Below are 23,465 nucleotides of genomic sequence, written 5' to 3' on the forward strand. Positions count from 1 at the left end.
TCCGCGCGCGGATTCTACGTCACTCAGGTTCTGCCGGTCCGGCAGCGGGACCCGGATTGCGCTCGGCTACCACCGCCCGTGGGCCGTGGCCGGCGGCCGTTCCGCCACCGTCTCGTGCGGGCCCCCGGTGACCAGCGCCAGGAGCGCGCCGGGGTCGCCGGGCTCCCGGTCGGCCCGCCAGGCGACGTACTGGTCGGGGCGGATCAGCACCAGATCACGCTCGTACCGCTCGCGTACGAGCGGATCGTCGAGCGTCAGGGTCCGCAGCGGCACTCCCCCGGCCCGGGCCGCGGCCTCGATCCGTCCGGTCCGCGGCGGACGCGGGCCGAGCCGCAGCAACGTGAATCCGGGGCCGAAGCGGTCGAACAGCGAACTGCCGTCCGTGCGGCGGTCGTCGAGCCACAGGTGGGGGGCGCGGCCGCCCGGCACGGCTGAGGGCGTGTACGCGGCGAAGGAGTCGGGCACCGGTCCGGACCCGTCCCCGGCGACGATCGGTGAGCCGTCGTAGCGGGCGCCCAGCTGCACCCCGAGGGTGTCCAGGGTGCGCGTCCCGTACTCGGCGAGTTGTGCTCCGGTCCTGGCCCGGGCGGCCTCGCCGGCGGCGGAATCCCTTTCCAGCCAGGCGGGCCGGTCGACGGCGCCGAGTCCCTGGCCGAGGGTCCGGGCCGCCGAGGTGTTGCGCAGGGCGATCGACCGGCGCTCGATGCCGTATGTGTCGAGGAGATGCGGGCCCGCCCAGCCCCGTACGGCCGCCGCGAGTTTCCAGGCGAGGTTGGCGGCGTCGTCGACCCCGGTGTTCATGCCGAAGCCGCCGTTGGGCGTGAACAGGTGCGCGGCGTCACCGGCGAGCCGGATGCGGCCCGTGCCGAACGACTCGGCGACCAGCGCCGCGCCCGCGGTCCAGGGCCGGTGGCTGAGCACCTCGACCGGCAGGGGTTCTCCCGCCGCCCGCCGCACCAGCCGCACCAGTTCCTCGTCGGTCGCGGTGTCCGGGTCGACGGAGCTGGTGAGCAGGAAGAACTCGTCCACGCCGTTGAGCGCGATCAGGTTCAGCGCGAGGTCCGCGTTGACCACCCAGTTGCTCCACGCGCCGCGGCCGCGCAGGAAGTCCCGGTACAGCGTGGGCACCCGCAGATGGGCGGCGGTGGAGCGGCGCCCGAGGATGTCCTGGTCGAGGGTGCCCTCGCCCTCGTAGCGGATGCCGAGGTGGCGCCGGACCAGGCTGTGCCCGCCGTCGCAGCCCGCGACGAACGCCGCCCTGAACACGCTTTGGGCGCCGTCGTGTTCGGCGACGACGTCGACGTGCTCCGCGTTCTCGTGCAGGGCGGTGACCGTCCAGCCGTACCGCAGGGTGATGCGCGGCCGGGTGCGGGCGTGGTCGAGCAGCAGCCGCTCGACGTACATCTGGTTCGCCCGGTGCATCGGTTCGGGGGACGGGTCCGTGCGGTCGGCCGTGGCCCGTCGGCGCAGCACCTCGCCGCTGCCCGGCCAGGGCAGCAGGGCCAGTTCGGGCGCGTTGTAGCGGGTGAAGAAGGAGATGCCGGCCGAGTGACCGGCGGGCAGACCGAGTCCGCGGATCCGCCCGGCCAGTCCCAGCGTGCGGTAGTGCTCCATGGTCCGCGCGTTGTGGGTGCTGCCGCGCGGCTGATCGGGCACGTCCGGTTGGGAGTTGAGGACGACGCAGGGTACGCCCTGGCGGTCCAGCAACAGCGCGAGCATCAATCCGACCGGACCGCCGCCGACCACGGCGACCGGGGTTGTCAGCGGGACGTCCATCCGAAGCGGCCTCCAGCCTTCTCTTGATCGAACCGATGCGATCGTTTCAACCCGCTCTGAAGAACGAAGCAAGATCGTCGACCGGGGCGGCTTTCCATCGGCCCTTTAGAAGGCGGCTGGAGACTCCACCACGAACCTTTACCGAGCCGCTGGGGTATCACGGGCCGCGATGTCTCACCGGTGACCGAAGAATTCGGCGCATCACTGCGGAGTGTGAGGTATTCCTATGTTCCTGTTCGGCACACACAGGTCTGCGGCGCAACGCCTGCGCCTCCACGCGGACCGGGATCTGGGGGCGGGGAACTTCTTCTGGCACGCCTGGCGCGTGGCCCGTGACCGGGACCGTCCGCTGCTGTTCCACCCCGATGTGTCCTCCCCCACCTGGGCGACGGACGAGCCCAGGGCGATGTCCCTGAACGACGTGCGCGTCGCCGCGATCCGCTACGCGCACTGGTACCGCGGCCGGGGAGTGGGGCCCGGGGCGCACGTGGGTCTGCACACCCGCGACGGGCTGCTCGGCCTGATCCACCACATCGCCATCACGTCGCTCGGTGCCGCCGCCGTGCACTGCAATCCCAGGATGGCCCCGGCGACGGCCGCCGAGTACTTCCTGCGCACCCGGACCACGGTGCTGGTGGGCGACGCCGACCTGCTCAAGGGCCTCACGGACGCCTGGGAGTCGGACGCGCCCGGGAAGGCCACACCCGAGCTCGGGGACATGGCCTCGCTCGCCGTCACCGCTCCTCTGCCGCCCCGGCCGATGCCCGGCTTCCCGCACCGGCACGCCTACGACGACCTGATCATGATCTCCCACTCGTCGGGCACCACCGGCCGGCCCAAGGCCCCGGTGTTCCACCACGGTTCGTTCTTCGCCGGCAAGCGGGAACGGCTGTGGTCCTTCCCCTCGCTGCGCTCCGACCGGCTGCTGACGGCACTGCCGCACAGCCACTCGGCGGGCATCAGCTACCTCAGTCTGGCGATCCTGCTCGGCATACCGACGCTGATCCTGGACGACGCGAGCGGCGAGGCCGTGGCCCGGGCGGTCAACCTGTTCCACCCCACCACCGTGCTGGCCTTCCCGCTCACCCTGGCCGAGATACCCACCGAGGAGATCGGCCCCGAGGCCGCCCGGCACATCCACACATGGCACGGCATGGGCGACGCCTCGCACGAGCGGCACATCCGCCCGCTGATCGCCCTGGGCCGACGCGACGAGAACGGCAAGGCACTGAACGGCTCGCGCTACCTGGACGGACTCGGTTCGTCGGAGATGGGCATGGTGCTGTTCAAGCAGGCCTACACGCCGGAGACGACCCGGTACGCACGTCACATCGGACTGCCCGCCAAGGTGGTGCGCAAGGCCGCGGTGCTCGACGAGCAGGGCCGTGAACTGCCCGACGGGCAGGCCGGCCGGCTCGGTGTGCGGACCCCCAGCATCACCGCCGGCTATCTGGACGAGCCGGACCTGACCGAGGAATCGACGGTCAACGGGTACTTCCTCACCGGCGACATCATGCGGCGCGACAGCGACGGCAGCTGGTACCACCTCGACCGCACCCCCGACGTGATCCACACCGTCGACGGTCCGGTGCACAGCCTGCCGATGGAGGAGGTCGTCCTCAACGCCACGCAGGCGCTGGACACGGCGGTCGTCGCGGTCGACGATCCCGGTTCCCCTCGTCACTCCCGTCCCCTGGCGGTCGTGCTGTTCGCCGACGGCACCCGGCGCGACGCGGCCCGGCTGCTCGCGACGTGCGACGCGGCCCTGGCCCGTGAGGGCCTGGCACCGCTCGGCGGGCTGCTGCTGGCCGCCGACCGCTCCGAACTCCCCGTGGGTGTCACGGGCAAGGTCCTCAAGCGGCTGCTGCGCGAACGCCTGCGCGCCGCCCTGTCCCGCGCCGGCGACCCCGCGCTCGCCGTGTCCGCTCCGGCACGGAAGGTCTGATCATGCCCCGGAGCGAGACGACGGCCGCGCGTCAGGTGGTGGATCTGATCACCGGCACGTGGCGGGCGCAGGCCCTGCACGCGGCGGCCGCCCTGTCCCTGCCCGACCACATCGCCGCCGGACACGCCACGGTCCCGGAGCTGGCCGATCACACGGGCGCCAGCGAGGACGGCCTCGCGCGACTGCTGCGGCTGCTCGCGGCGCTGGGCGTGTTCACCGGCGACGAGGAGGAGGGTTACGGGCTCACCGACGTGGGCGCACTTCTCGTCGCCGGCGGCGAACAGTCCATGCGCGACATGGTGTTGCTGTACGGGGAGGAGTTCCACCGCGCCTGGGGTGCGGTGGTGCCCGCGATCCGCACCGGAGCCTCCGGCTTCGAGCACGCCTTCGGCATCTCGCTGCACGCGTACCTTCGCGATGTACCCGACGCCGGGCCGCGGTTCCTGCGCGCCATGAACGCCGGCAACGTGTTCTTCCCCGAGGCCGCGGCGGCCTTCGACTTCACGCGGGCGCACACGGTGGTCGACGTGGCGGGCGGCAGCGGCCTGCTGCTGTCGGCGGTCCTCCGGGCCCATCCGCACCTGACGGGGACCGTCTTCGACCTGCCGCACATGCTGCCGGTGGCCGAACGGCACCTGAGCGCCACCGTCGGCGCCCACCGCTACGAGACGATCGCGGGCGACGTCTTCGACAAGGTCCCGGCGGGCAACGACGTGTACCTGCTGTCCCGGGTGCTGCAGGACTGGGACGACGAACGATGTGTGACGCTCCTCGCCAACATCCGCGCGGCCATGGCGGACACCGGCCGCCTGCTGGTGCTGGAGAGGGTCGTCGCCACCGACGGCACGGCGTCCGTGCTGCCGCTGCTGTGGGACATGCATCTGCTGATGGCCGCGGGTGGCCGCGAGCGCACCCTCGACGGTTACCGCTCGGTCCTGGGCGCCGCGGGCCTGCGTCTGGAAAGCGTGCACTCCCTCGCCCTCGAGACGAGTCTGCTGGTCGCCACACCGGCAGGAGGCACCCCCTCCGCCCCCGCCCTCCCCTGATCCCATGGAGTACACCTATGCCCAGCGGTGATCTCTGCCTGTGCCTCGTCGGTGCGGGACCGCGCGGTCTGTCGGTACTGGAGCGGCTGTGCGCCAACGAACGCTCCGCACCCGCCCACCGGGCGGTCACCGTGCACGTCGTCGACCCCTACAGTCCCGGAGCCGGGCGGGTGTGGCGCACCGGCCAGTCGCGTGTGCTGCTGATGAACACCGTCGCCTCCCAGGTGACTGTGTTCACCGACGCCAGCGTGGAGATGGACGGCCCCGTCGAGCCGGGCCCCAGTCTGTACGCGTGGGCCCGCGCGCTCGGTGACGGGTCCGCCGGGGCGACGCTCCACGACGAGGCCGTCCTCGCCGAGGCGCGCCGGCTCGGCCCGGACGACTACCCGTCCCGTGCCTTCTACGGCCGTTACCTGGAGGACGTCTTCGTCCGGCTGGTGTCCGGCGCCCCGCCGCACGTACGGGTGCGGGTCCATCGGGCCAGGGCCGTCGCCCTGCGGGAGCGGCCCGAGGACGGTGCGCAGCAGGTCGTCCTGTCCGACGGGCGGATACTCGACGGCCTCGACGCGGTCGTGCTCTCCCAGGGCCATGTGCCGACCGACGTCTCCTCCGCGCAGCGGCAGCTCTCGCGGCGCGCGCGGGCCCACGGGCTGCTGCACGTCCTGCCGGCCAACCCGGCCGACCTGGACCTGTCGGACGTACGGTCCGGCGAGACCGTGCTGCTGCGCGGGCTCGGCCTGAACTTCTTCGACCACATGGCGCTGCTCACCGTGGGGCGCGGTGGCCGCTTCGACCGCGTCGGCGAACGACTCGTCTACCGTCCCTCCGGCCGGGAGCCGCGCATCGTCGCGGGTTCCCGGCGCGGCATCCCGTACCACGCGCGCGGCGCCAACGAGAAGGGCGCGCACGGCCGTCACGAGCCGCGCCTGCTGACCGAGAAGGTCGTCGCGGCGCTGCGGGAACGCGCGGTGGACGGTGAGCGCGTGTACTTCGGCACCGACCTGTGGCCCCTGATCGCCAGGGAGGTGGAGAGCGTCTACTACGCGGCGCTGCTGACCGCCCGGGGCCGGGAGGCCGAACGGGAGGAGTTCGTCGAGCGGTTCGTCGCCCTGCCCGAAGGTCCTGTGCACACCGACGAGTTGCTCGACGCGTACCGCATCGCACACGACGAGCGGTGGGACTGGGACCGGATCTTCCGGCCGCACGGCGACGGGGAGTTCGCCGACCGGGCGGAGTTCCGCCGCTGGATGCTGGAGCATCTGCGCCAGGACGTGCGCGAGGCGCGTGCGGGCAATGTGAGCGGGCCGCTCAAGGCGGCTCTGGACGTGCTGCGCGATCTGCGCAACGAGGTGCGGCTCGCCCTCGACCACGGCGGGCTGGACGGAAACTCCTACCGGGACGAGGTGGAGGGCTGGTACACCCCGCTCAACGCCTTCCTGTCGATCGGCCCGCCCTTCTCACGCATCGAGGAGCTGATCGCGCTGCTCGAGGCGGGCGTCCTGGACCTGATCGGGCCGGGCATGCGGGTGCGCGTCGACGGCACGGCGGGAGCGTTCGTCGCCGAGTCGGACACGGTGGGGGGCGCCCCCGTGCGCGCCAGGGTGCTGGTCGAGGCGCGCCTGCCGGAACCCGACCTGCGCCGGACCAGCGATCCGCTGCTGCGCGCGATGCTGTCCACCGGGCAGTGCCGTCCGTTCCGCATCCCCGGTGCGTGCGGCACGAGTTACGAGACGGGCGGGCTGGAGGTCACCGAGCGCCCGTACCACCTGGTCGACGCGTACGGCCGTGGGCATCCGCGGCGCTTCGCGTACGGAGTGCCGACGGAGGCGGTGCACTGGGTCACGGCGGCCGGCATCAGGCCCGGCGTGAACTCGGTGACCCTGGGCGACTCCGATGCCATCGCGCGGGCAGCCCTGGCCCTCGCCCCCGCCCGCGCGGGCGCCTCCCGGCGGCGCTCGGGCAGGACGCTGACGGAGGCACCGGCATGACGGCGCACCCGGCGGGACCGGATGCCGGCCTGCTCTCCCCGGTGCGGGCGGGCACCCCGGTGGAGCGGGCGGTCGGCGACGAGGCCTGGCTCCAGGCGATGCTGGACGCGGAGGCGGCGCTGGCCCGCGCCCAGGCCGGGCTCGGCACGCTGCCGGCGCGGGCCGCCGCGGTGATCACCAGTGCCGCCCGCGCGGAGTGGTTCGACCTGCGCCGGCTCGCCGTCGCGGCGCGGGAGAGCGCCAACCCGGTGGTGGGCCTGGTCCGCGACCTGACCGCGGCCGTCGCCGATCAGGACCCGGAGGCCGCCGAGTACGTGCACCGCGGTTCGACCAGTCAGGACATCTTCGACACCGGCGCCATGCTGGTCTGCGAGCGGGCGCTGCGCCTGGTCCACGCCGATCTGCTGCGCACCGCGGCGGCACTGGACCGGCTGGCGGCACGGCACCGGGACACGCTGATGGCCGGGCGGACACTCACCCTGCACGCCGTTCCGACCACCTTCGGGCTGAAGGCGGCCGGCTGGGGACTGCTGGTGCGCGAGGCGGCCGGCCGCGTGGACCGGCTGCTCGACGGCGGACTGCCCGTCTCGCTCGGTGGGGCGGCCGGCACCCTGGCCGGCTATCTGGAGTACTCGGTCGTGGACGGCGCGCCGGCCGCGGACCCCGCCGCGTACGCGGCGGCGCTGTCGAAGGCGTTCGCGGCCGAGACCGGGCTGGCCGCGTCCCCGCTGCCCTGGCACGCGCTGCGCTCCCCCATCGCCGACGCGGCCGCGGCCCTGGCCTTCGTGACCGGGGCGCTGGGGAAGATCGCCGTGGACGTGCAGTCGATGGGCCGTACCGAGGTCGGTGAGGTCGCCGAGCCGCCCGTGGCCGGGCGCGGTGCGTCCTCGGCCATGCCCCACAAACGCAATCCGGTGCTGGCCACCCTGATCCGTTCGGCCGCGCTCCAGGTACCCGCGCTGGCGGGTGCGCTGACGCAGTGCCTGGTGACCGAGGACGAGCGCTCGGGCGGTGTCTGGCACGCCGAGTGGCTGCTGCTGCGGGAGTGCCTGCGGCTGGCGGGCGGCGCCTCGCACACCGCCGTCGAGCTGTGCGAGGGGCTCGTCGTCCACGAGGAGCGGATGCGGGCCAACGCGGCCGCGACCGGCGCGCTGATGTCCTCCGAGCGAATCGCCGCGGTCCTGGCGCCCAGGCTCGGCAAGGCCACGGCGAAGCGGCTGCTGTCCGAGTCGGCCGGGACGGCCGCGCGCACCGGACGGCCGCTGGCCGACGTCCTCGCCGAACACCCCCGGATCGGGCCCTCACTGGGCCCGGGGGAACTGGCGGAGCTGCTCGATCCCGCCACGTACACGGGCGCGGCCGCCTCCCTGGTGGACCACGCCCTGGAACGTCACCGCACATCCTGACGCACGCCCCGCCGTACCGACCCCTGGAGTTCTCATGTCTGCCCGGCTCTTCACCTCGGAATCGGTCACCGAAGGCCATCCCGACAAGATCGCCGACCGGATCAGCGACACGATCCTCGACGCCCTCCTCGCCCAGGACCCCACGGCCCGCGTCGCGGTGGAGACCCTGATCACCACCGGTCAGGTCCATGTCGCGGGCGAGGTGACCACCAGCGCGTACGCCGACATCCCCGCCCTCGTCCGCCAAGCAGTACTGGAGATCGGCTACGACTCCTCCGCCAAGGGCTTCGACGGCGTCTCCTGCGGCGTGTCCGTCTCCATCGGGGCGCAGTCCCCCGACATCGCCCAGGGCGTCGACACCGCCTACGAACAGCGGGCCGACGGCGCCCCATCGGCCCAGGAGGACCGGCTGGCCCTGCAGGGTGCCGGCGACCAGGGTCTGATGTTCGGTTACGCCTGCGACGAGACCCCCACTCTCATGCCGCTGCCCATCCAGCTGGCCCACCGCCTGTCGCGGCGCCTGTCGGAGGTGCGGCGCGACGGGACCGTGCCGTATCTGCGCCCGGACGGCAAGACCCAGGTCACCGTCGAGTACCTGGGCAGCAAGCCCAAGCGCCTCGACACCGTCGTCGTCTCCTCCCAGCATGCCGGTGACATCGACCTGGACTCGCTGCTGACCCCCGATGTGCGCGAACACGTCGTGGAGCACGTCCTGGAGGAGCTGGCCCATGAGGGCGTGAAGCTGGAGACGGAGGGCTACCGCCTGCTGGTCAACCCCACCGGGCGGTTCGAGATCGGCGGGCCCATGGGCGACGCCGGCCTGACCGGCCGCAAGATCATCATCGACACGTACGGCGGCATGGCCCGCCACGGCGGCGGCGCCTTCTCCGGCAAGGACCCCTCCAAGGTCGACCGCTCCGCCGCCTACGCGATGCGCTGGGTCGCCAAGAACGTCGTCGCGGCGGGGCTGGCCGCCCGCTGCGAGGTCCAGGTCGCCTACGCCATCGGCAAGGCCGAGCCGGTCGGCCTGTTCGTGGAGACCTTCGGCACCGCCACCGTCCCGCAGGCCGCCATCGAGAAGGCCGTGACGGCCGTCTTCGACCTCCGGCCGGCGGCCATCATCCGCGACCTGGACCTGCTGCGCCCGGTATACGCCCAGACCGCCGCCTACGGCCACTTCGGCCGCGAACTGCCCGACTTCACCTGGGAGCGCACCGACCGCGTGGACGCACTGCGGCGGGCCGCCGGACGGTAACCGTCCACCCGATTTGCGGCCCCGGACCGTTGTGGTCCGGGGCCGCGTCGTCGCCTCTGACGGGTCCTGGCTCCCTAGGGCCTGTCGTCAAATTCCCGCCTGCCTCGCGACGACATGCACCCACTCTCGCCGCACCGGGCACAGACCCACGTACAACCAGTACGAGGGCCTGTGCCCGGCACGCCGAGAGCACGCACCTGCCGCCGCGAGGCCCGCCCTTCGGGCGGACGACGGGAATTTGACGACAGGCCCTAGGAGTTGATCAGCATGCGCATAGCCGTGACCGGCGCCATCGCGACCGACCAGGTGCTGACCGTCGCAGGCCGGCTCACCGACGGCACGGCGATGGACCGGGGCGCCGCCGCCGTGCGGGCCGAGACCCTGCGGGTGCGCCGCGGCGGGGCGGGCGCCAACATCGCCGCGGGACTGGGACGTCTGGCCCTGCGACCGCTGCTGGCCGGGGCGGTCGGCCGGGACTTCGCCGACTACGGCCGCTCCCTGCTCTCGTACGGCGTGGACCTCGAACTCGTTCGCGTCAGCGAGGAACTGGACACGGCGCGGGCGGTGGAGATCAGGGACGCCGAGGACGGCCGCCTCAGGCTGTCCTACGACGGCGCGCAGACGGAGTCCCGGCACATCACCCTGCTGCCGGCCGCGCGCCGTATCGGCGGGCTGGACCTCGTCGTCGTGGCGGCGGGGGACGTCGAGGCCATGGTGCGGCACACCGAGGAGTGCAGACGGCTCGGCATCCCCTTCGCGGCCGACCCCGGCGACCGGCTGTCCCTCCTCACCGGCCGGCAGGCCCGCAGACTCGTCGACGGGGCCCGGTACGCCTTCACGGACGAGTTCGACGTGCCGCTGCTGCGCGACCTCACCGGGTGGGGCGAGGCGGAACTGCTCGGCAGGGTGGGTACCTGGGTGGTGACCCGCGGGCTGCGTGGAGTGGCCGTCATGCGGCGCGGGCGCCCCACGGCCGGTGTCGAGGGGGTGTGCGCGGTGCGGGAGGGCGATCCGTCGGGGACCGCCGAGGCGTTCCGCGCCGGCTTTCTGGCGGGTGCCGTCTGGGGGTGGCGTGCGGAGCGCGGGGCACAGCTCGGGTGCGCTCTGGCGGCAGCCGCGCTCGAGTCGCCCGAGGCCCAGGGCTACCCGCTGGTGCGGGAGCGGCTGACAGCCCGCATCCGTTGCGCCTACGGCCCGGAAGCCGCGGATCAAATAGCCGCCAGACTGCCTTCCTGAACGGCTGCAACACCCTGCACCCGGACGGTGTTTGTCTCAGTGATGGACGACAGGTCAGAGCGGCTGACAGCCCGCCACGGGCCCTTCTGGATTTCGCTGCGAAAGAACCGGGCGGTCGACCTGATTCCTTATCGCTCCTTTTCCGTTGACACCGATGCGGCGCCCTCCTAGCCTTATTTGCGAAAATAGAATGCCAGTTCGAAGTGTTACAACATTCACGGGGATAGGAACTCTTCATGAACTCGGGTATTCTCGGCCCCCTCTTATTGTCCGACACTGGAGTAAATCTGGTACCCAGCGCACCGAAACCCCGCCAACTCCTCGCATTCCTGATGTTGCACACGCCGCAGATGGTGCGGGCCAGCGACTGCATCACCGAGTTGTGGAGTTCGACGCCCCCCAAGAGCGCGATGTCCACGCTCCAGACGTATGTGCTCCACATACGACAGTCCCTGCGCGGCCCCCGCCGAGACCGCAGGCATCTGCTCCTGACCAAGAACCAGGGCTATCAACTCGCCCTCGAAACAACCGATTTCGACCGATCCCGGTTCACGGAGCTGACCCGGCAGGGGCGTCTGGCAGCCGCCGCCGGGGACCACCGCACGGCCTCGCGGAGATTCACCCTGGCCCTCGCGCAATGGCGCGGACCCGCACTGTCCGACGTCTGTACGGGCCCCCTCAGCTCACCCCACCTGGCGGAACTGACCGAGACCCGGCAAGGGGTCCTGGAACAGCGCATAGAGGCCGATCTGGCGCTCGGCAAGCATCGTGAGCTGATCGACGAGTTGAGCGATCTGGCCACGCGCCACCCCACCCACGAGAATGTGCACGCCCAGCTGATGGTGGCGTTGTACCGCTCCGGCGAGCGCAAACGTGCCAGTGACGTCTTCCACGGCCTGCGCCGGGAGCTCGGCGACTCCCTGGGGATCGAGCCCGTCCCCCGGATGCAGCGCCTGCATCACGCGGTCCTGGCCGGCAGCTCGGCACTGGACGTTCCGGTCGTCCGTCGATGACCGCTCCCGCCCGGCTGCAACACCCTGCCCCTGGACGGTGTTGATATCAGTGATGGACGACAAGGCAGAGCAGCTGACCGATCTTCTGGCGGCGCACCTCGAAGCCGGCTTCACCGAGCTGGTCCGGGTTCACGCCGGGGCGGTGCACGCGTTCCTGTACCGGGTCTCCGGCTCCCTCGCCGAGGCGGACGACCTGGGACAGGACACGTTCCTGCGCGCCTACACGGCCCTGCGGGGATACGCCCCCGCGCGGCGCCGTGAGCTGCGCCCCCGGGCGTGGCTGATGACCATCGCGGCGAACGTGTGGCGCAATCACGTCCGAACACGCAGTCGGCGTCCGGTCACGGCCGGACTGCCCGTGGAGGAGACCATGGACGTCTGGCCGGACCACAGCCCCGGTCCGGCGGAGCGCGCGGTGACAACGGAGGACCGGTCGCGCCTGGTCACGGCACTGTCGTCGTTACCCGAGCACCATCGGATACCGGTCGTGCTTCACCATGTCATGGGGATGAGCTACACAGAGGTGGCCGAGGTGCAGGGCTGTGCGGTCGGCACCGCCAAGGCGCAGGTCTCGCGCGGGCTGGCCGGCCTGCGGCGACTGCTCGCATCGGAGCCGACGGCGCTGAAGGAGGTGACATGGTGAACGGAAGCAACGGCGACGACCTCACGCGCCGACTGCCGGATCTCGCATCAGCGGCACCGGCGGACTTCGCGCTGCGCGTGCTGCGCCGAGTGGGCATCTCCGAGGACCACTACGACAGTTACGTACGCGTCGACACAGCCGCGGGCGGTCTGTTCGTGGCCGCGAGCCCACAGGCCGTGACCGGTGCCTGCCTGGACTCGGCAGGACTGACCGCCACCGCGTTCGAGGAACTGCACCGCGCACGCACCGGCCGCTCGGCGATCCCGGGCAGCAAGCCGTGGCCCGGGATCGTCCCCGCACTGCGTACGGGCCGGGCCCACCGGCTGGCGATCGACCTGTCCGGTCTGCCGGAGGAGCAGCGCGCGGTCCTGGAGGCAGTACGGAACATCCCCGCGGGGCAGCTGCGTCCACTCAGCTGGATCGCCCGCGAGGCCGGCACCGAGAGTCCGCCCTCGGCCTCCGACATCCTGCGCGCGCTGGCGGCCAACCCCGTCGCCGTGCTCATTCCCTGCCACCGCGTCACGCACGACAACGGATCGCCCTGCGACGCCGCCTACCTGCCCAAGGCCGGCGAGGCCCTGCGCCGGGCCGAGCACATCGACATGACCCGGGTGACGGAGCTGTCCCGGGCCGGCGCGGTGTTCCTCGGCAGCGACACCACCTTCATCTACTGCCACCCGACCTGCGCCCACGCCCGCCGCATCACTCCTGGGCACCGGGTGCACTTCCGCACCGCGCAGGACGCCCGCGAGGCGGGTTACCGGGCCTGCAAGAGCTGCCGGCCGATCACCATCTGACCCGGCGGGGCGCCACACTTCATTACAGAGCACCACAGAGCACCACAGAGAGGTTCCCTGATGCACACCCCACTCACCGCGGCACTCGCCACGCGCGACACCCCGCTGGGCACCCTTACTCTCGCGGCCACCGACGACGCGCTGGTGCTGTGTGCCTTCGACGAGCGCGAGCAGGCGGTGGCCCGCGTCACCCGAGGTGGCCTCACCGTCGTGGACGCCGACGGCGCCACCCCCGCCCAGCTGCGGATCATCGAGGAGGCGGGCCGCCAGCTGGACGCGTTCCTGGCAGGCCGCAGCCGCTCGTTCACCGTGCCGATGGACCTTCGCCTGGCCACACCGTTCAGCCGCACGACCGTCGAACGGCTGGACGGAATCCTTCCGTACGGGGCGACCGGCACCTACGCCGAGCTGGCCGCAGCGCTCGGACGGCCGCGGGCCGCGCGGGCCGTGGGCACCGCACTCGGTGCGAACCCCCTGTGCGTGGTCCTGCCCTGCCACCGGGTCGTCGGCTCGGGCGGTCGTATGACCGGCTACGCGGGAGGTATCGCGGCCAAGCAGTTCCTGCTCGACCTGGAGTCCGGCCGCACGGCGGCCTCGGCCTCCCTCTGAACCGGCGGGCGCCGGAGGCCCCCGTCTCCGGCGCCCGCCTCCGTCCACGACCGCGGAGCCGACACTGACCAGCTATCACACCCCTCACCTGCCGGGACTGGAGCACGAGCGCGTCCCCACCGCGACCGACGCCGGCATCGACGACACGATCGAGCTGCCCGCCGTGGACGCCCTGGACTGGCCCGCGCTGACCACCGCGCTTGACGCCGAGGGCGTCGCCGTCACCCCGCCCCTGCTGTCTCCGGGTGACTGCGAGGAGATGCGCGCGCTGTTCGACCGGGACGACCTGTTCCGGAGCACGGTCGACATGAGCCGCCACCGCTTCGGCAGTGGCCACTACCGCTATTTCGCCGCCCCGCTGCCTCCGGTGGTGACCGCCCTGCGCAGGCGGCTGTATCCACCGCTGGCCCGGATCGCCAACCAGTGGGCGGAGCGCGTGGACGGGCCCCGGTTCCCGCGGACCCACTCCGAACTGGCGGCGGAGTGCGCTGCGGCCGGGCAGCTGCGGCCCACGCCTCTGCTGTTGCGCTACGGACCGGGCGACTACAACTGCATGCACCAGGACGTCTACGGCGAGCTGACGTTCCCCCTGCAGGTGGCCGTGATGCTGGACCGTCCCGACATCGACTTCACCGGTGGTGAGAGCGTCTTCGTCGAGCAGCGTCCGCGCGCCCAGTCCCGTCCGGTGGTGAAGCGGCCGGGCCAGGGGCAGGGGCTGATCTTCGCGGTGCACGACCGTCCGGTCCCGTCGGCGCGGGGCTGGAGCCGCTTCATGCTGCGCCATGGAGTGAGCGCGGTCCATGACGGCCAACGGCACGTCCTCGGCGTGATCTTCCACGACGCCCCGTGACCCGGCGACGTCGAGGAAATTCACATACCGGTGCAGCACCTTTTCGTTGAAGGAGTGAGAATTCTCCCCGCGGGGATCCGCGGGGATTACCACCAATTTCGCCCCGAACTCGACGATGTCCCTCAAACGGTGAAGGGCCGCTGCTGCAGGAACTCATTGTTGGCGCTGCCGGTCACGAAGAGGCCAGGACTCTGGTTGGGTGGCATCCTGCGGAGGATTTCACGTTGGAATGACTTGTGTCCGCCGGTGAACTTCCCTTCGCCCCAGACTTCGCGGAGTGTGCCGGTGAACAGCCCGTTCTCCCAGCCGTCGGCGGCGAGCTGATTGTCCGCGCAGGCGGAGATGAGCAGAACGCTGGCCGCCAGTTCGACGGTGTCCTTCGGATCCAGGTTCTGCTGGATCGTGTCGTAGAGGGTCTTGTCCCTCGCGTACGTCTCGCGCTGTGTCTCCGGGGGCATGACCCGGGAGGTGACCTCGATGTGGTCGGGGTCGCGAGTCTGGTACTGCTCCTCCATCGCGTCCGGGGTGAGGAGCCTCCGCATCGCCTTGACGGCCGTCTCGCTGTGGCAGCAGTCGAAGTAGGCGGAGATGCGCACCCCTTCGGCGAACGCCCCGAACTCGTTGTACAGCTCGTCGTCGATGAACTCGCGGTCGTAGAAGACCAGGGTCTCGTCGAGACGGTCGGGCTCGTCCTCGGGCCCGTTCTTGTCCGGCACCTGACCGCCGTGACCCGAGTAGGTGAGGAGCAGGATGTCGCCGGGGGTCAGAACCCTGGCCGCCTGGCGGAGTTCGGCGGTCACGTTGTCGACCGTGGCGTCTGCCGTGAGCAGCATCGTGCGGTTGTCGAAGCCGGCGTTCCTGGCGATCTGTTCCATGTCGCGGGCGTCGTTCTCGCACGCGAGGAGCTTGCCGTCCCACCCGCCGTACTTGGCGGGGTCGACGCGGTTGAGCCCGATGTGGAGCGATATGCCGTTGGCCATGGGTGGGCCTCCTTCCCTGCGGACGGGAAGCGTCCGGAGTGGATCCCCCAAGCCTGGGCTGTACACCCATTGGATCCAACGGTATCCAGCTTTGCCCCATCTGGCGCCTTTTCAACGAGGCTGCACAAAGTTGCCCCAATAAGCGCGTGGAGGCAGGCGAGGACCCGACAGGCGCCGGCACTCCGTTCGGCCTAGCCTGGGAGAAGGGGACGACTCTCAGCGGATGCGAAACAAGGAGATCCGTGATGAGCAAAGTCACCACTGGCACCTTCCATACGTATCGAGCTGTGGCCGACTCCCAACGCGCCAGGGAAATCGCCAACACCACGTCGCCGTTCACGATCGAAGTCCGCTTCCTCGGCGGGCTGACGGCACATCAGCAGGACGCCTTCGCGGCGGCCGCCGATCGCTGGGCGAAGGTCATCATCGGAGACCTGGACACCGCAGTCGTCGGCGACGACATCATCGACGACCTCCTGATCGAGGCGGAAGGCGTCACGATCGACGGCCCCGGCGGCATACTCGGCATGGCGGGGCCCACCGACTTCCGTGACGGCAATGCCCAGTTCGGGGCGCAGCTTCCCGCGAAGGGCGTCATGAGGTTCGACTCCGCCGATCTCGCGAAGATGGAGACGGACGGCACCCTCGTCGACGTCATCACCCACGAGATGGGCCACGTACTGGGCATCGGGACCCTGTGGAAGCCCCTCGGCCTCCTCAGCGGAGCCGGTGGCCAGAACCCCACCTTCACCGGCCCCCGCGCCCAGGCCGAGTTCGCCACGCTGGTCTCGGAGGCCCAGCCGGTACCGGTACCGGTCGCCAACTTCGGCGGGCCGGGCACCAGGGACAGCCACTGGCGGGAAGCGGTGTTCGTCAACGAACTCATGTCGCCGTTCATCTCGGGCAGCGACAACCCCCTCAGCCGGATGACCGCGGCGAGCCTCGGCGACCTCGGCTACCAGGTGGACCTCGACGGCGCCGAACCGTACGCGCTTCCGGACCTGCTCCAGATCGCCCGGTCCGGTGGCCTCCTGCCCCACACCGCGCCACTCGGCGACGGCATGATGCTGCCCGCCGTCCCCACCCAACTCCCTGCCACCACACCCTGAGGGCCTGTCGGCTACTGCTCGCCCAGACCGGTGGCGTGCTGATCCACCTCGACGTCCGAGCGCCGTACGCCGCTGAATCGTGTGGGCCGGAAAGCTCCGAGGAGGTCCTGCTCCTGATCGCTGGTGATCTCGGCCGCGACCAGGCGTCCCAGAATCGGCGCCAGGGTGATGCCGCTGTGCGAGACAAGGCAGTAGACGCGGGACCGCGCGGAGGCATAGCCGGCGACGGTGTGGCCGTCCGCGGGCAGTGACCGCAAGCCGACGCGCAGGTCGATCTCCGGTGCTCGGCCGGGATCGGGCAGCAGTGCGCGGAACCGTCGGGCGAGGGTGCGTGCGATGTCCCCGTCTTCGGACGGCGGGTCTGCCGGATCGACGTGGGCGTTCAGATCGAGGGCCTGCAGGACGGTACGCCCGTCGGCCTCGGGTCGGAGGTTGAGGCCTGGGCCGTGGATCACGCAGCGCAGGTCGAGTCGTGGTGACCTGGCGTATCCGAGCAGGCCGACGGTCTGCGCTCCGCGACCGGCGTCCGTCACCATGGGAACGTCGATCCCGGCCCGTGCGGCGAGCCGTTCTGTCCAGCGGCCTGCCGCCAGGACGACGCGGTCGCCCGTGTGTTCCTCGCCTCCGGCCAGGGTGACGGACACGCGCTCAGGCCCGTCGTCGATGGCCACGACCTCGCCGATCGCGAGCCTGGCTCCGTGCTGCTCGGCGTCCGCCAGCAGGTTGTTCACGAAACGGTCCGGCAGAACGTATCCCTCGCTGGGAAAGTGGGCGATGGACGTGATGGTCGCCGGGATGCGGAGGCCGCCCGCGGTCCGTGCCGCTTCGTCGGAGGTGACCCAGCGCGCGGGGTAGCCGAGTGCCCGCAGTCGTTCCACGTTGTCGGCGAGCCGCTGCTCGTTCGCGGTGTCCGCCCACTGCAGCGCTCCGCTGGGGAAGTACGCCGGTGCGCCGCGCAGTTGCCCGGCGAGCCTGGCGTGCTCCTCCATCCCCGCGAGGTTCAGCCGGTGGTAGTCCGGGTCGGGTTTCCGGCTGGAGTTGGTCCAGGCGAAGGTGGTCGCGGTCGTGCCGGTGCCGGCTCCCTTCTGGTCGAGCAGGAGTACGTCCTGGCCGGCGAGGGCAAGCTGTCTCGCGACGCTCACGCCCAACACACCGGCACCCACGATGACGACCTTCATGGTGTGCGCATCCTTTCCGGCAGCGGCACGCTGCTCACATGGCGGGGACGGGAAGCTCCAGGAAGAACTCGGCGGTTCCCGGACGGACGAGGGTCGTCACCACCTCGACGGCGCTGCCGTCGGCACGCAACTCCCTGCGCCTCATCAGCGCGGGTGTCCCGGTCTCGCTGTGCAGCAATGCGGCGTCGTGCTCGTCGAGGGCCACCGGGTCGAGGTAGAGCCGGATCGAGTCGACCGACACTCCTCTGCGCTGCAGATACGGAAGGGTGACGAGGTCTTCGAGGTTCTCGTTCAGCAGGTCGGGGGCGGCCGCGAAGAGCACGACGTGCCGCTCGATCGACTGCGGCTGCTCGCGTACGTCCAGTTTGCGGCGGACCAGTTCCACCACGGCCGTGTCGGCGGAGGCGCCGGGGAGGGTCAGGACGGCGTCGGCGGCCCTGACGATCCGCGCGGAGACCACTTCATGCCTGCCCGGCGTGCCCTTCGCGGCTGCCGAGGGAGTAACGAAGTTCAGCAGATTGATCTGCCGCGTCACGTCCGCCACGAACGAGCCATGGCGCCGTCGGCGGATCGCCAGCCCTGCCTCGGCCAGGTCGTTGAGGACCCGTTGGGCCGTGGCACGACTGACGTCGTACTCGGCGGAGACATCCATCTCACTCGGCAGACGCGAGCCGGCCGGGAGGGCCCCGGACAGGATCTTCGCTTCGAACTCTCGCCTGATCTGTACATAGAGCGGCACGGCCATGGCTAGACCGTACAATCCATCAATTGACCGGTCAATAGAGTCGGATGAACTCCGCGTCGGTCGGCCGCCCGCCGCGGGATCAGCGGGCGAGTACCGCCCGGCGTCTCAGCAGCGCGTCACTGTGCGTACTCGGGGTTCCATTGCGCGGCCTCGACCGCCGCGCGCATTTCCTCCCGCGTGGCCTTGGGGGCGACGCCGTCCTGCACCGCCGCCGTCGCCGCGGCCAGCGCGATCTCCCGGACCGCGTCCCGCATGTCCCGTAGCGGCGGCAGCAGGGGCGCGGGAGCGTCACCGTCGTCAGGGGCGTAACGGGCCGCGCAGTCCCCGACCGCGCGGGCCGCTGCCACCATCATCCGGTCCGTGACGCGCGTGGCCCGGCTCGCTGTGACCGCCAGGCCGATCGCCGGGAACACATACACGTTGTTCGCCTGCGCGACCGGCACCTCACGGCTCCCGACCGTCACGGGCGGGAAAGGGGAGCCCGTGGCCACCAGCACCCTGCCGTCCGTCCAGCGCACCAGGTCCGCCGGATCGGCCTCGGCATGGGAGGTCGGGTTGGACAGCGGGAAGATCACCGGGCGGTCGCAGGATGCCGCCATCCGCCGCACGATCTGCTCCGTGAAGGCGCCGTGCACGGTGGACAGTCCGATCAGCACGGTCGGCTCGACCCGGTCCACCACCTCGGCCAGACCGTACGGCTCCTGTTCGTCGTCGCGGGCGTAGATCCGCTGTTCGTCGGTCAGATCCTCGCGGGAGCCGGTCAGTAGCCCGTCCACGTCCACGAACCAGAACCGGGAAGCGGCCTCCTTCTCCGGCACACCGTCGTCGACCAGTGCGCTGCGGATCATGTCGGCGACGCCGACCGCGGCGGAGCCCGCGCCGAGGATCACGATCCGGTGGTCGGCGAGCCGGGTCCCCGTCACCCGCGTCGCCGTGGTCAGTGCGCCGAGCGCGACGGCGGCGGTGCCCTGGATGTCGTCGTTGAAGGTCAGCAGCCGATCCTGGTAGCGGGTGAGGATCGGCCGGGCGTGCGCGGTCGCGAAGTCCTCCCACTGCAGCAGTGTCCCCGGCAGTTCGGCCTCCACAGCCGCCACCAGGGCTTCCACCAGTTCGTCGTACTCGGCCCCGGTCACCCGGCGCTCGCGGCGGCCCAGGTAGTGCGGGTCGCTCAGCAACTCCTCGTTGTCCGTCCCCGCGTCCAGCAGGATCGGCAGCGTACGAGCGGGGTGGATGCCGCCGATCGCCGTGTAGAGACTGAGCTTGCCGATCGGGATGCCCATGCCGCCCACACCCTGGTCGCCGAGGCCCAGGATGCGCTGGCCGTCGGTGACGACGATGACGTCCACGTCGTCGTGCGGGCGGTTGCGCAGGATCTCGCGGAAGCGGTGACGGTCCTCGTACGACAGGAACAGGCCGCGTGGGCGGCGGTAGATCTCGCTGAAGCGGCGGCACGCATCGCCGACGGTCGGTGTGTAGACGACTGGCAGCATCTCCTCGAGATGGCGGGTGACCAGCCGGTGGAACAGCACCTCGTTGGTGTCCTGAAGCTGGCGCAGGTAGATGTGCCGGTTCAGTGGCTTGTCATAGCCGAGGAAGGCCGCGTACGCCCTGTCGGCCTGGTCGTCCAGCGTCTCCACGGCCGGCGGCAACAGCCCGTCGAGCCCGAGTTCTGCCCGCTCCGCCGCGCTGAAGGCGGTCCCCTTGTTCCACAGGGGGTCGTTCAGGAGTCCGGTGTTCTGATGGGAATCGTTCACTGTCATGCCTTCTCGCCTGCCCCGCCCGCCACGACCCTCACGCCAACACTGGGCAAGGCATCGGAAAGGAACGGTCACCCTTTACGGGACGCGGAAGCATTCGTCGACATCCTCGTCGCTGAGCTCGGCGGCGCTACGGGCCGGCTCCAGGGCCCCGGTGAGGTCGCCCGCGTCCCGGCACGCCGACGGCCGCAGGCGCAGGACGTATCCCTCGCTGCCCCGGTCCGGGCGGCAGGCGTTCGGCGCGTCGGCCGTCCAGTCGACGGCGAGCTTCCGGGCCCACGCGTCGCCGCGCAGCGGCACTCTCGGCCTACACGTTCACACAGGCAGGCGCGCCAGAGGGTGCCGTCGGCTGTCACGGCGAAGACCTCGAGGTTCCCGACGACGGCCCCTCACCACACGCTCCCGCTCCTGACGCGGCAGGTCACCCGACATCCGCGCCCGATCCGCCGTCACCCGTCCCGGGTCAGACCTCGCCCGCCAGGTCGAGTTCGTCCTTGACCGCCGGCGCGGCGGTCGCGCCCTTCGGGTGGCGCCAGGGGTGTGCGATGGGACCGGACACCCCACGCCACCACGCATCGACGGGCAGCTTCCCAGCCGGTTCGAACGGTTCACCGGGCCGTGGCGTCGCCACCGCCTGCCCCGCGTCCTCCGCGGCGTCCTTCGTCCACTCGCCCGGCTCCGCCCAGGCGTGCGCGGCCAGATTGAAGGTGCCCCAGTGGATCGGCAGCAGCACGCCGTGCGCCGCGCCGCCCTGGAGGTCGAGGTGGGCGCGCATGCCCTCCTCCGGGGTCATGTGGATGTCGGGCCAGAACTCGCTGTAGGCCCCGATCTGGATCATCGTGACGTCGAACGGGCCGTGGTCGGCGCCGATGTCCCGGAAGCCCTCGAAGTACCCGGTGTCGCCGCTGTGGTAGACGCGGTGCTCCTCACCGGCGACGACCCAGGAGGCCCACAGGGTGTGCTGGGCGCTGCGCACACCGCGGCCGCAGAAGTGGCGGGCCGGGGTCGCGGTCAGGGTGAGGCCGCCGACCTTCGTGGCCTCGTGCCAGTCCAGCTCACGCAGCCGGTCGGCCGAGACACCCCAGCGCTCGAGGTGGCCACCGACTCCCAGCGGCACCGCGAACAGCGTGTCCGTGCCGGCCAGCGCCTTGATCGTGGGCATGTCCAGGTGGTCGTAGTGGTCGTGCGAGATGACGACGACGTCGACCGGGCCGAGCGCCTCCAGCGGCAGGGGCACCGGATGCAGCCGCTTGGGCCCGGCGAAGGAGAACGGCGAACAGCGCTCGCCCCAGACCGGGTCGAAGAGCACTCGCCGGCCGTCGATCTCGGTGAGCACGCTGGAGTGGCCCATCCAGGTCACCCTGAGACCGCTGACCGGGGGCTTGGCGAGGTCCGCGAGCGTCGTGGCGTGCACCGGGACCGTCCCCGCCGGGACGCGCCGGAGTCGGTCCTCCTTCCGCAGCGAGGCCTTGGCGAACTCGATCACGGCGCCGCCCTCGGGCCTCGGCGTACCCGCCGGATTCTTGAAGACACCGTCCGCGAAGTGCGGCGATCTGTGGATCCGCGCCAGGCGCTCCCCACTCGGTTCCGCGCCGAAGGCCTCGGGCCGCAGGGCGCGCAGCCCGGAGCTCGGAGAGGGAAATCCGGTCACGGTACCTCCAGGTGGAGTCGGTCAGACATTCCATTATGGTCGCCCCGTCCGACACTCCGGCGCCGCCTGTGTACCGGCCGGGTCTCGTCGAGGAAAAACCTGGGTTTCCGCACGGCGGACGAGGCCGAGCGGCCGCCGGGCGGCTACCCGACGCGGCCGGACGCATACCCAACGTGTGCGCACCCAGGGCCCAACTGAACGGCGAGTCAGTATATTGCCCGCATGGCAACCCATCAGGGCGCTCCCCTGCTCTCCCTCACCTGGACCGATCACCTCACCGGCCGCCAGGGCTTCCTCGTCGTGGACAGACTGGTGCGGGGCGTGTCCAGCGGCGGCCTGCGGATGCGCGAGGGCTGCACCCTGGACGAGGTCACCGGACTGGCCCGTGGCATGACCATGAAAGAGGCCCTGCACTACAACCCCGACGGCCGCTACATCCCCCTGGGCGGCGCCAAGGGCGGCATCGACTGCGATCCCCGGGACCCCGCGGCGTACGGCGTGCTGGTTCGCTACCTGCGCGCGATGCGACCGTACGTCGAGAGTGTCTGGACCACCGGCGAGGACCTGGGCCTCACCCAGGATCTCGTCGACCGGGCCGCGGCCGAGGCCGGGCTCGTGTCGTCGATCCAGGCGGTCTATCCGCTGCTGGACGACGGGATCGCGGCCCGGAAGCGGCTCGCGGACGCGTTCGCGGTCGAGGTGGACGGGATCGGCCTCGACGAGCTGGTGGGCGGCTGCGGGGTCGCGGAATCCGTGCTCGCGGCGCTCGACCGGGCCCGGGTGCCGTACGCCGGGACCCGGGTCGCCGTACAGGGGCTCGGCACGATGGGCGGGGCCACGGCACGCTTCCTCACGCGCGCGGGACTCACGGTGGTGGCGGTCGCCGACATCAAGGGCACGATCGCCAACCCCGCTGGACTCGACGTCGAGGCGCTGCTCGCGGCCCGGGACACCTACGGCACGGTGGACCGCGCGGTGCTGCGCCCCGACGACCGCGAGCTGCCGGGTGAGGCCTGGCTGTCCGTGGCGGCGGAGGTGCTGGTGCCGGCGGCGGTCTCGTACGCCGTCGACGCGGGCAACCAGCGGGAGATCACCGCGCGTTGGATCGTCGAGGCCGCCAACATGCCCGTGCTGCCGGAGGCCGAGGAGCTGCTCGCCGCGCGCGGCATCGTCGTACTGCCGGACGTGGTCGTCAACTCCGGGACGAACGCCTGGTGGTGGTGGACGCTGTTCGGGGACATCGGCGCCGACCCCGAGGAGGCGTTCGCGTACACCCGGCGGTCGATGCGCGTCCTGATCGACCAGGTGCTCGCGCGCGCGGAGACCGACGGGACGACTCCGCGTGCGGCGGCGCACGCGATCGTCGGGGACCGGCTGCCGGTGATCGCGGAGCGGTTCGGCTGGTACCGGTAGCGGCGTGGCGGTGTCCGGCGGAGGGCCGCTGTCCCGTGAACCAGCCGTATGGGCGTGGATTTACGGGC

20 protein-coding genes are annotated in these 23,465 nt (G+C 71.4%); 13 read left to right on the forward strand and 7 right to left on the reverse strand.

The genetic code is table 11. The features are described 5' to 3' along the window. Nucleotides 1-66: 66 nt before the first annotated feature. Nucleotides 67-1,776: an FAD-dependent monooxygenase gene (locus tag ABZ855_RS06840; RefSeq protein ID WP_360802088.1), complete on the reverse strand. Its 1,710-nt coding sequence runs from the start codon at nt 1,774-1,776 to the stop codon at nt 67-69. Nucleotides 1,777-2,002: 226 nt separating this feature from the next. On the opposite strand from ABZ855_RS06840, the gene ABZ855_RS06845 reads away from it, so the two are divergent. The 11 genes from ABZ855_RS06845 (at nt 2,003) to ABZ855_RS06895 (ending at nt 14,564) form a co-directional block, all read left to right on the forward strand. Continuing rightward, the gene (locus ABZ855_RS06845) at nt 2,003-3,721 is read left to right on the forward strand and encodes a class I adenylate-forming enzyme family protein (RefSeq protein WP_360802091.1); all 1,719 of its coding nucleotides are present in this window, start codon (nt 2,003-2,005) and stop codon (nt 3,719-3,721) included. Between the two features lie 2 nt (nt 3,722-3,723). Further along, a complete protein-coding gene (locus ABZ855_RS06850; protein ID WP_360802094.1) occupies nt 3,724-4,767 on the forward strand; it encodes a methyltransferase in 1,044 nt (347 codons plus the stop codon). Nucleotides 4,768-4,784: 17 nt separating this feature from the next. Further along, nucleotides 4,785-6,755, forward strand: coding sequence for an FAD/NAD(P)-binding protein (locus tag ABZ855_RS06855; RefSeq protein WP_360802097.1), 1,971 nt, complete (start codon nt 4,785-4,787; stop codon nt 6,753-6,755). After that, on the forward strand, nt 6,752-8,161 hold the full coding sequence (locus ABZ855_RS06860) for a lyase family protein (protein ID WP_360802099.1): 1,410 nt from the start codon (nt 6,752-6,754) through the stop codon (nt 8,159-8,161). The genes ABZ855_RS06855 and ABZ855_RS06860 overlap by 4 nt, the downstream gene beginning before the upstream one ends. Before the next feature lie 34 nt (nt 8,162-8,195). Continuing rightward, nucleotides 8,196-9,416, forward strand: a complete 1,221-nt coding sequence (gene metK, locus ABZ855_RS06865) for a methionine adenosyltransferase (protein WP_360802102.1) — start codon at nt 8,196-8,198, stop codon at nt 9,414-9,416. Nucleotides 9,417-9,683: 267 nt separating this feature from the next. Further along, nucleotides 9,684-10,652 (forward strand): PfkB family carbohydrate kinase, encoded by a 969-nt coding sequence (locus ABZ855_RS06870; RefSeq protein WP_360802105.1) that lies wholly within the window; start codon nt 9,684-9,686, stop codon nt 10,650-10,652. A gap of 236 nt (nt 10,653-10,888) precedes the next feature. Then, nucleotides 10,889-11,665 (forward strand): AfsR/SARP family transcriptional regulator, encoded by a 777-nt coding sequence (locus ABZ855_RS06875; protein WP_360802108.1) that lies wholly within the window; start codon nt 10,889-10,891, stop codon nt 11,663-11,665. Between the two features lie 52 nt (nt 11,666-11,717). Beyond that, a complete protein-coding gene (locus ABZ855_RS06880; protein ID WP_360802111.1) occupies nt 11,718-12,308 on the forward strand; it encodes an RNA polymerase sigma factor in 591 nt (196 codons plus the stop codon). Then, nucleotides 12,302-13,105: an MGMT family protein gene (locus tag ABZ855_RS06885; protein ID WP_360802115.1), complete on the forward strand. Its 804-nt coding sequence runs from the start codon at nt 12,302-12,304 to the stop codon at nt 13,103-13,105. Before ABZ855_RS06880 ends, ABZ855_RS06885 begins: the two co-directional genes overlap by 7 nt. Nucleotides 13,106-13,165: 60 nt before the next feature. After that, nucleotides 13,166-13,714, forward strand: a complete 549-nt coding sequence (locus ABZ855_RS06890) for a methylated-DNA--[protein]-cysteine S-methyltransferase (RefSeq protein WP_360802118.1) — start codon at nt 13,166-13,168, stop codon at nt 13,712-13,714. 163 nt (nt 13,715-13,877) lie between these two features. Then, nucleotides 13,878-14,564, forward strand: coding sequence for a 2OG-Fe(II) oxygenase (locus tag ABZ855_RS06895; protein ID WP_360802121.1), 687 nt, complete (start codon nt 13,878-13,880; stop codon nt 14,562-14,564). Between the two features lie 122 nt (nt 14,565-14,686). Here the strand turns inward: ABZ855_RS06895 and ABZ855_RS06900 are convergent, their stop codons facing one another. Then, complete coding sequence (locus tag ABZ855_RS06900) at nt 14,687-15,544, reverse strand: caspase family protein (protein ID WP_360802124.1); 858 nt, start codon at nt 15,542-15,544, stop codon at nt 14,687-14,689. Nucleotides 15,545-15,789: 245 nt separating this feature from the next. On the opposite strand from ABZ855_RS06900, the gene ABZ855_RS06905 reads away from it, so the two are divergent. Next, on the forward strand, nt 15,790-16,653 hold the full coding sequence (locus ABZ855_RS06905) for a leishmanolysin-related zinc metalloendopeptidase (protein WP_360802127.1): 864 nt from the start codon (nt 15,790-15,792) through the stop codon (nt 16,651-16,653). Between the two features lie 11 nt (nt 16,654-16,664). Here the strand turns inward: ABZ855_RS06905 and ABZ855_RS06910 are convergent, their stop codons facing one another. From ABZ855_RS06910 to ABZ855_RS06930, 5 genes are all read right to left on the reverse strand, one after another. Then, nucleotides 16,665-17,831 (reverse strand): FAD-binding oxidoreductase, encoded by a 1,167-nt coding sequence (locus ABZ855_RS06910; RefSeq protein WP_360802130.1) that lies wholly within the window; start codon nt 17,829-17,831, stop codon nt 16,665-16,667. A 34-nt stretch (nt 17,832-17,865) separates the two neighbouring features. Next, a complete protein-coding gene (locus tag ABZ855_RS06915; RefSeq protein ID WP_360802133.1) occupies nt 17,866-18,576 on the reverse strand; it encodes a GntR family transcriptional regulator in 711 nt (236 codons plus the stop codon). A gap of 116 nt (nt 18,577-18,692) precedes the next feature. Then, entirely contained in the window at nt 18,693-20,336 is a 1,644-nt protein-coding gene (locus ABZ855_RS06920; protein WP_360802136.1) for an NAD-dependent malic enzyme, read from the reverse strand. A 75-nt stretch (nt 20,337-20,411) separates the two neighbouring features. Continuing rightward, nucleotides 20,412-20,633 (reverse strand): hypothetical protein, encoded by a 222-nt coding sequence (locus tag ABZ855_RS06925; RefSeq protein WP_360802139.1) that lies wholly within the window; start codon nt 20,631-20,633, stop codon nt 20,412-20,414. A 163-nt stretch (nt 20,634-20,796) separates the two neighbouring features. Continuing rightward, complete coding sequence (locus ABZ855_RS06930) at nt 20,797-21,984, reverse strand: MBL fold metallo-hydrolase (protein WP_360802142.1); 1,188 nt, start codon at nt 21,982-21,984, stop codon at nt 20,797-20,799. A 222-nt stretch (nt 21,985-22,206) separates the two neighbouring features. On the opposite strand from ABZ855_RS06930, the gene ABZ855_RS06935 reads away from it, so the two are divergent. Then, on the forward strand, nt 22,207-23,397 hold the full coding sequence (locus ABZ855_RS06935) for a Glu/Leu/Phe/Val dehydrogenase dimerization domain-containing protein (protein ID WP_360802145.1): 1,191 nt from the start codon (nt 22,207-22,209) through the stop codon (nt 23,395-23,397). Nucleotides 23,398-23,465 lie beyond the last annotated feature (68 nt).

Origin of the sequence: Streptomyces sp. NPDC047042, from assembly GCF_040644035.1 — a bacterium.
Taxonomy (GTDB): domain Bacteria; phylum Actinomycetota; class Actinomycetes; order Streptomycetales; family Streptomycetaceae; genus Streptomyces.

What these genes read in the sequence shown, in the direction of transcription:
- ABZ855_RS06840 (WP_360802088.1), bottom strand. Translation starts at nt 1,776, where the DNA reads ATGGACGTCCCGCTGACAACCCCGGTCGCCGTGGTCGGCGGCGGTCCG.
- ABZ855_RS06845 (WP_360802091.1), top strand. Translation starts at nt 2,003, where the DNA reads ATGTTCCTGTTCGGCACACACAGGTCTGCGGCGCAACGCCTGCGCCTC.
- ABZ855_RS06850 (WP_360802094.1), top strand. Translation starts at nt 3,724, where the DNA reads ATGCCCCGGAGCGAGACGACGGCCGCGCGTCAGGTGGTGGATCTGATC.
- ABZ855_RS06855 (WP_360802097.1), top strand. Translation starts at nt 4,785, where the DNA reads ATGCCCAGCGGTGATCTCTGCCTGTGCCTCGTCGGTGCGGGACCGCGC.
- ABZ855_RS06860 (WP_360802099.1), top strand. Translation starts at nt 6,752, where the DNA reads ATGACGGCGCACCCGGCGGGACCGGATGCCGGCCTGCTCTCCCCGGTG.
- metK (WP_360802102.1), top strand. Translation starts at nt 8,196, where the DNA reads ATGTCTGCCCGGCTCTTCACCTCGGAATCGGTCACCGAAGGCCATCCC.
- ABZ855_RS06870 (WP_360802105.1), top strand. Translation starts at nt 9,684, where the DNA reads ATGCGCATAGCCGTGACCGGCGCCATCGCGACCGACCAGGTGCTGACC.
- ABZ855_RS06875 (WP_360802108.1), top strand. Translation starts at nt 10,889, where the DNA reads ATGAACTCGGGTATTCTCGGCCCCCTCTTATTGTCCGACACTGGAGTA.
- ABZ855_RS06880 (WP_360802111.1), top strand. Translation starts at nt 11,718, where the DNA reads ATGGACGACAAGGCAGAGCAGCTGACCGATCTTCTGGCGGCGCACCTC.
- ABZ855_RS06885 (WP_360802115.1), top strand. Translation starts at nt 12,302, where the DNA reads ATGGTGAACGGAAGCAACGGCGACGACCTCACGCGCCGACTGCCGGAT.
- ABZ855_RS06890 (WP_360802118.1), top strand. Translation starts at nt 13,166, where the DNA reads ATGCACACCCCACTCACCGCGGCACTCGCCACGCGCGACACCCCGCTG.
- ABZ855_RS06900 (WP_360802124.1), bottom strand. Translation starts at nt 15,544, where the DNA reads ATGGCCAACGGCATATCGCTCCACATCGGGCTCAACCGCGTCGACCCC.
- ABZ855_RS06905 (WP_360802127.1), top strand. Translation starts at nt 15,790, where the DNA reads ATGAGCAAAGTCACCACTGGCACCTTCCATACGTATCGAGCTGTGGCC.
- ABZ855_RS06910 (WP_360802130.1), bottom strand. Translation starts at nt 17,831, where the DNA reads ATGAAGGTCGTCATCGTGGGTGCCGGTGTGTTGGGCGTGAGCGTCGCG.
- ABZ855_RS06915 (WP_360802133.1), bottom strand. Translation starts at nt 18,576, where the DNA reads ATGGCCGTGCCGCTCTATGTACAGATCAGGCGAGAGTTCGAAGCGAAG.
- ABZ855_RS06920 (WP_360802136.1), bottom strand. Translation starts at nt 20,336, where the DNA reads ATGACAGTGAACGATTCCCATCAGAACACCGGACTCCTGAACGACCCC.
- ABZ855_RS06935 (WP_360802145.1), top strand. Translation starts at nt 22,207, where the DNA reads ATGGCAACCCATCAGGGCGCTCCCCTGCTCTCCCTCACCTGGACCGAT.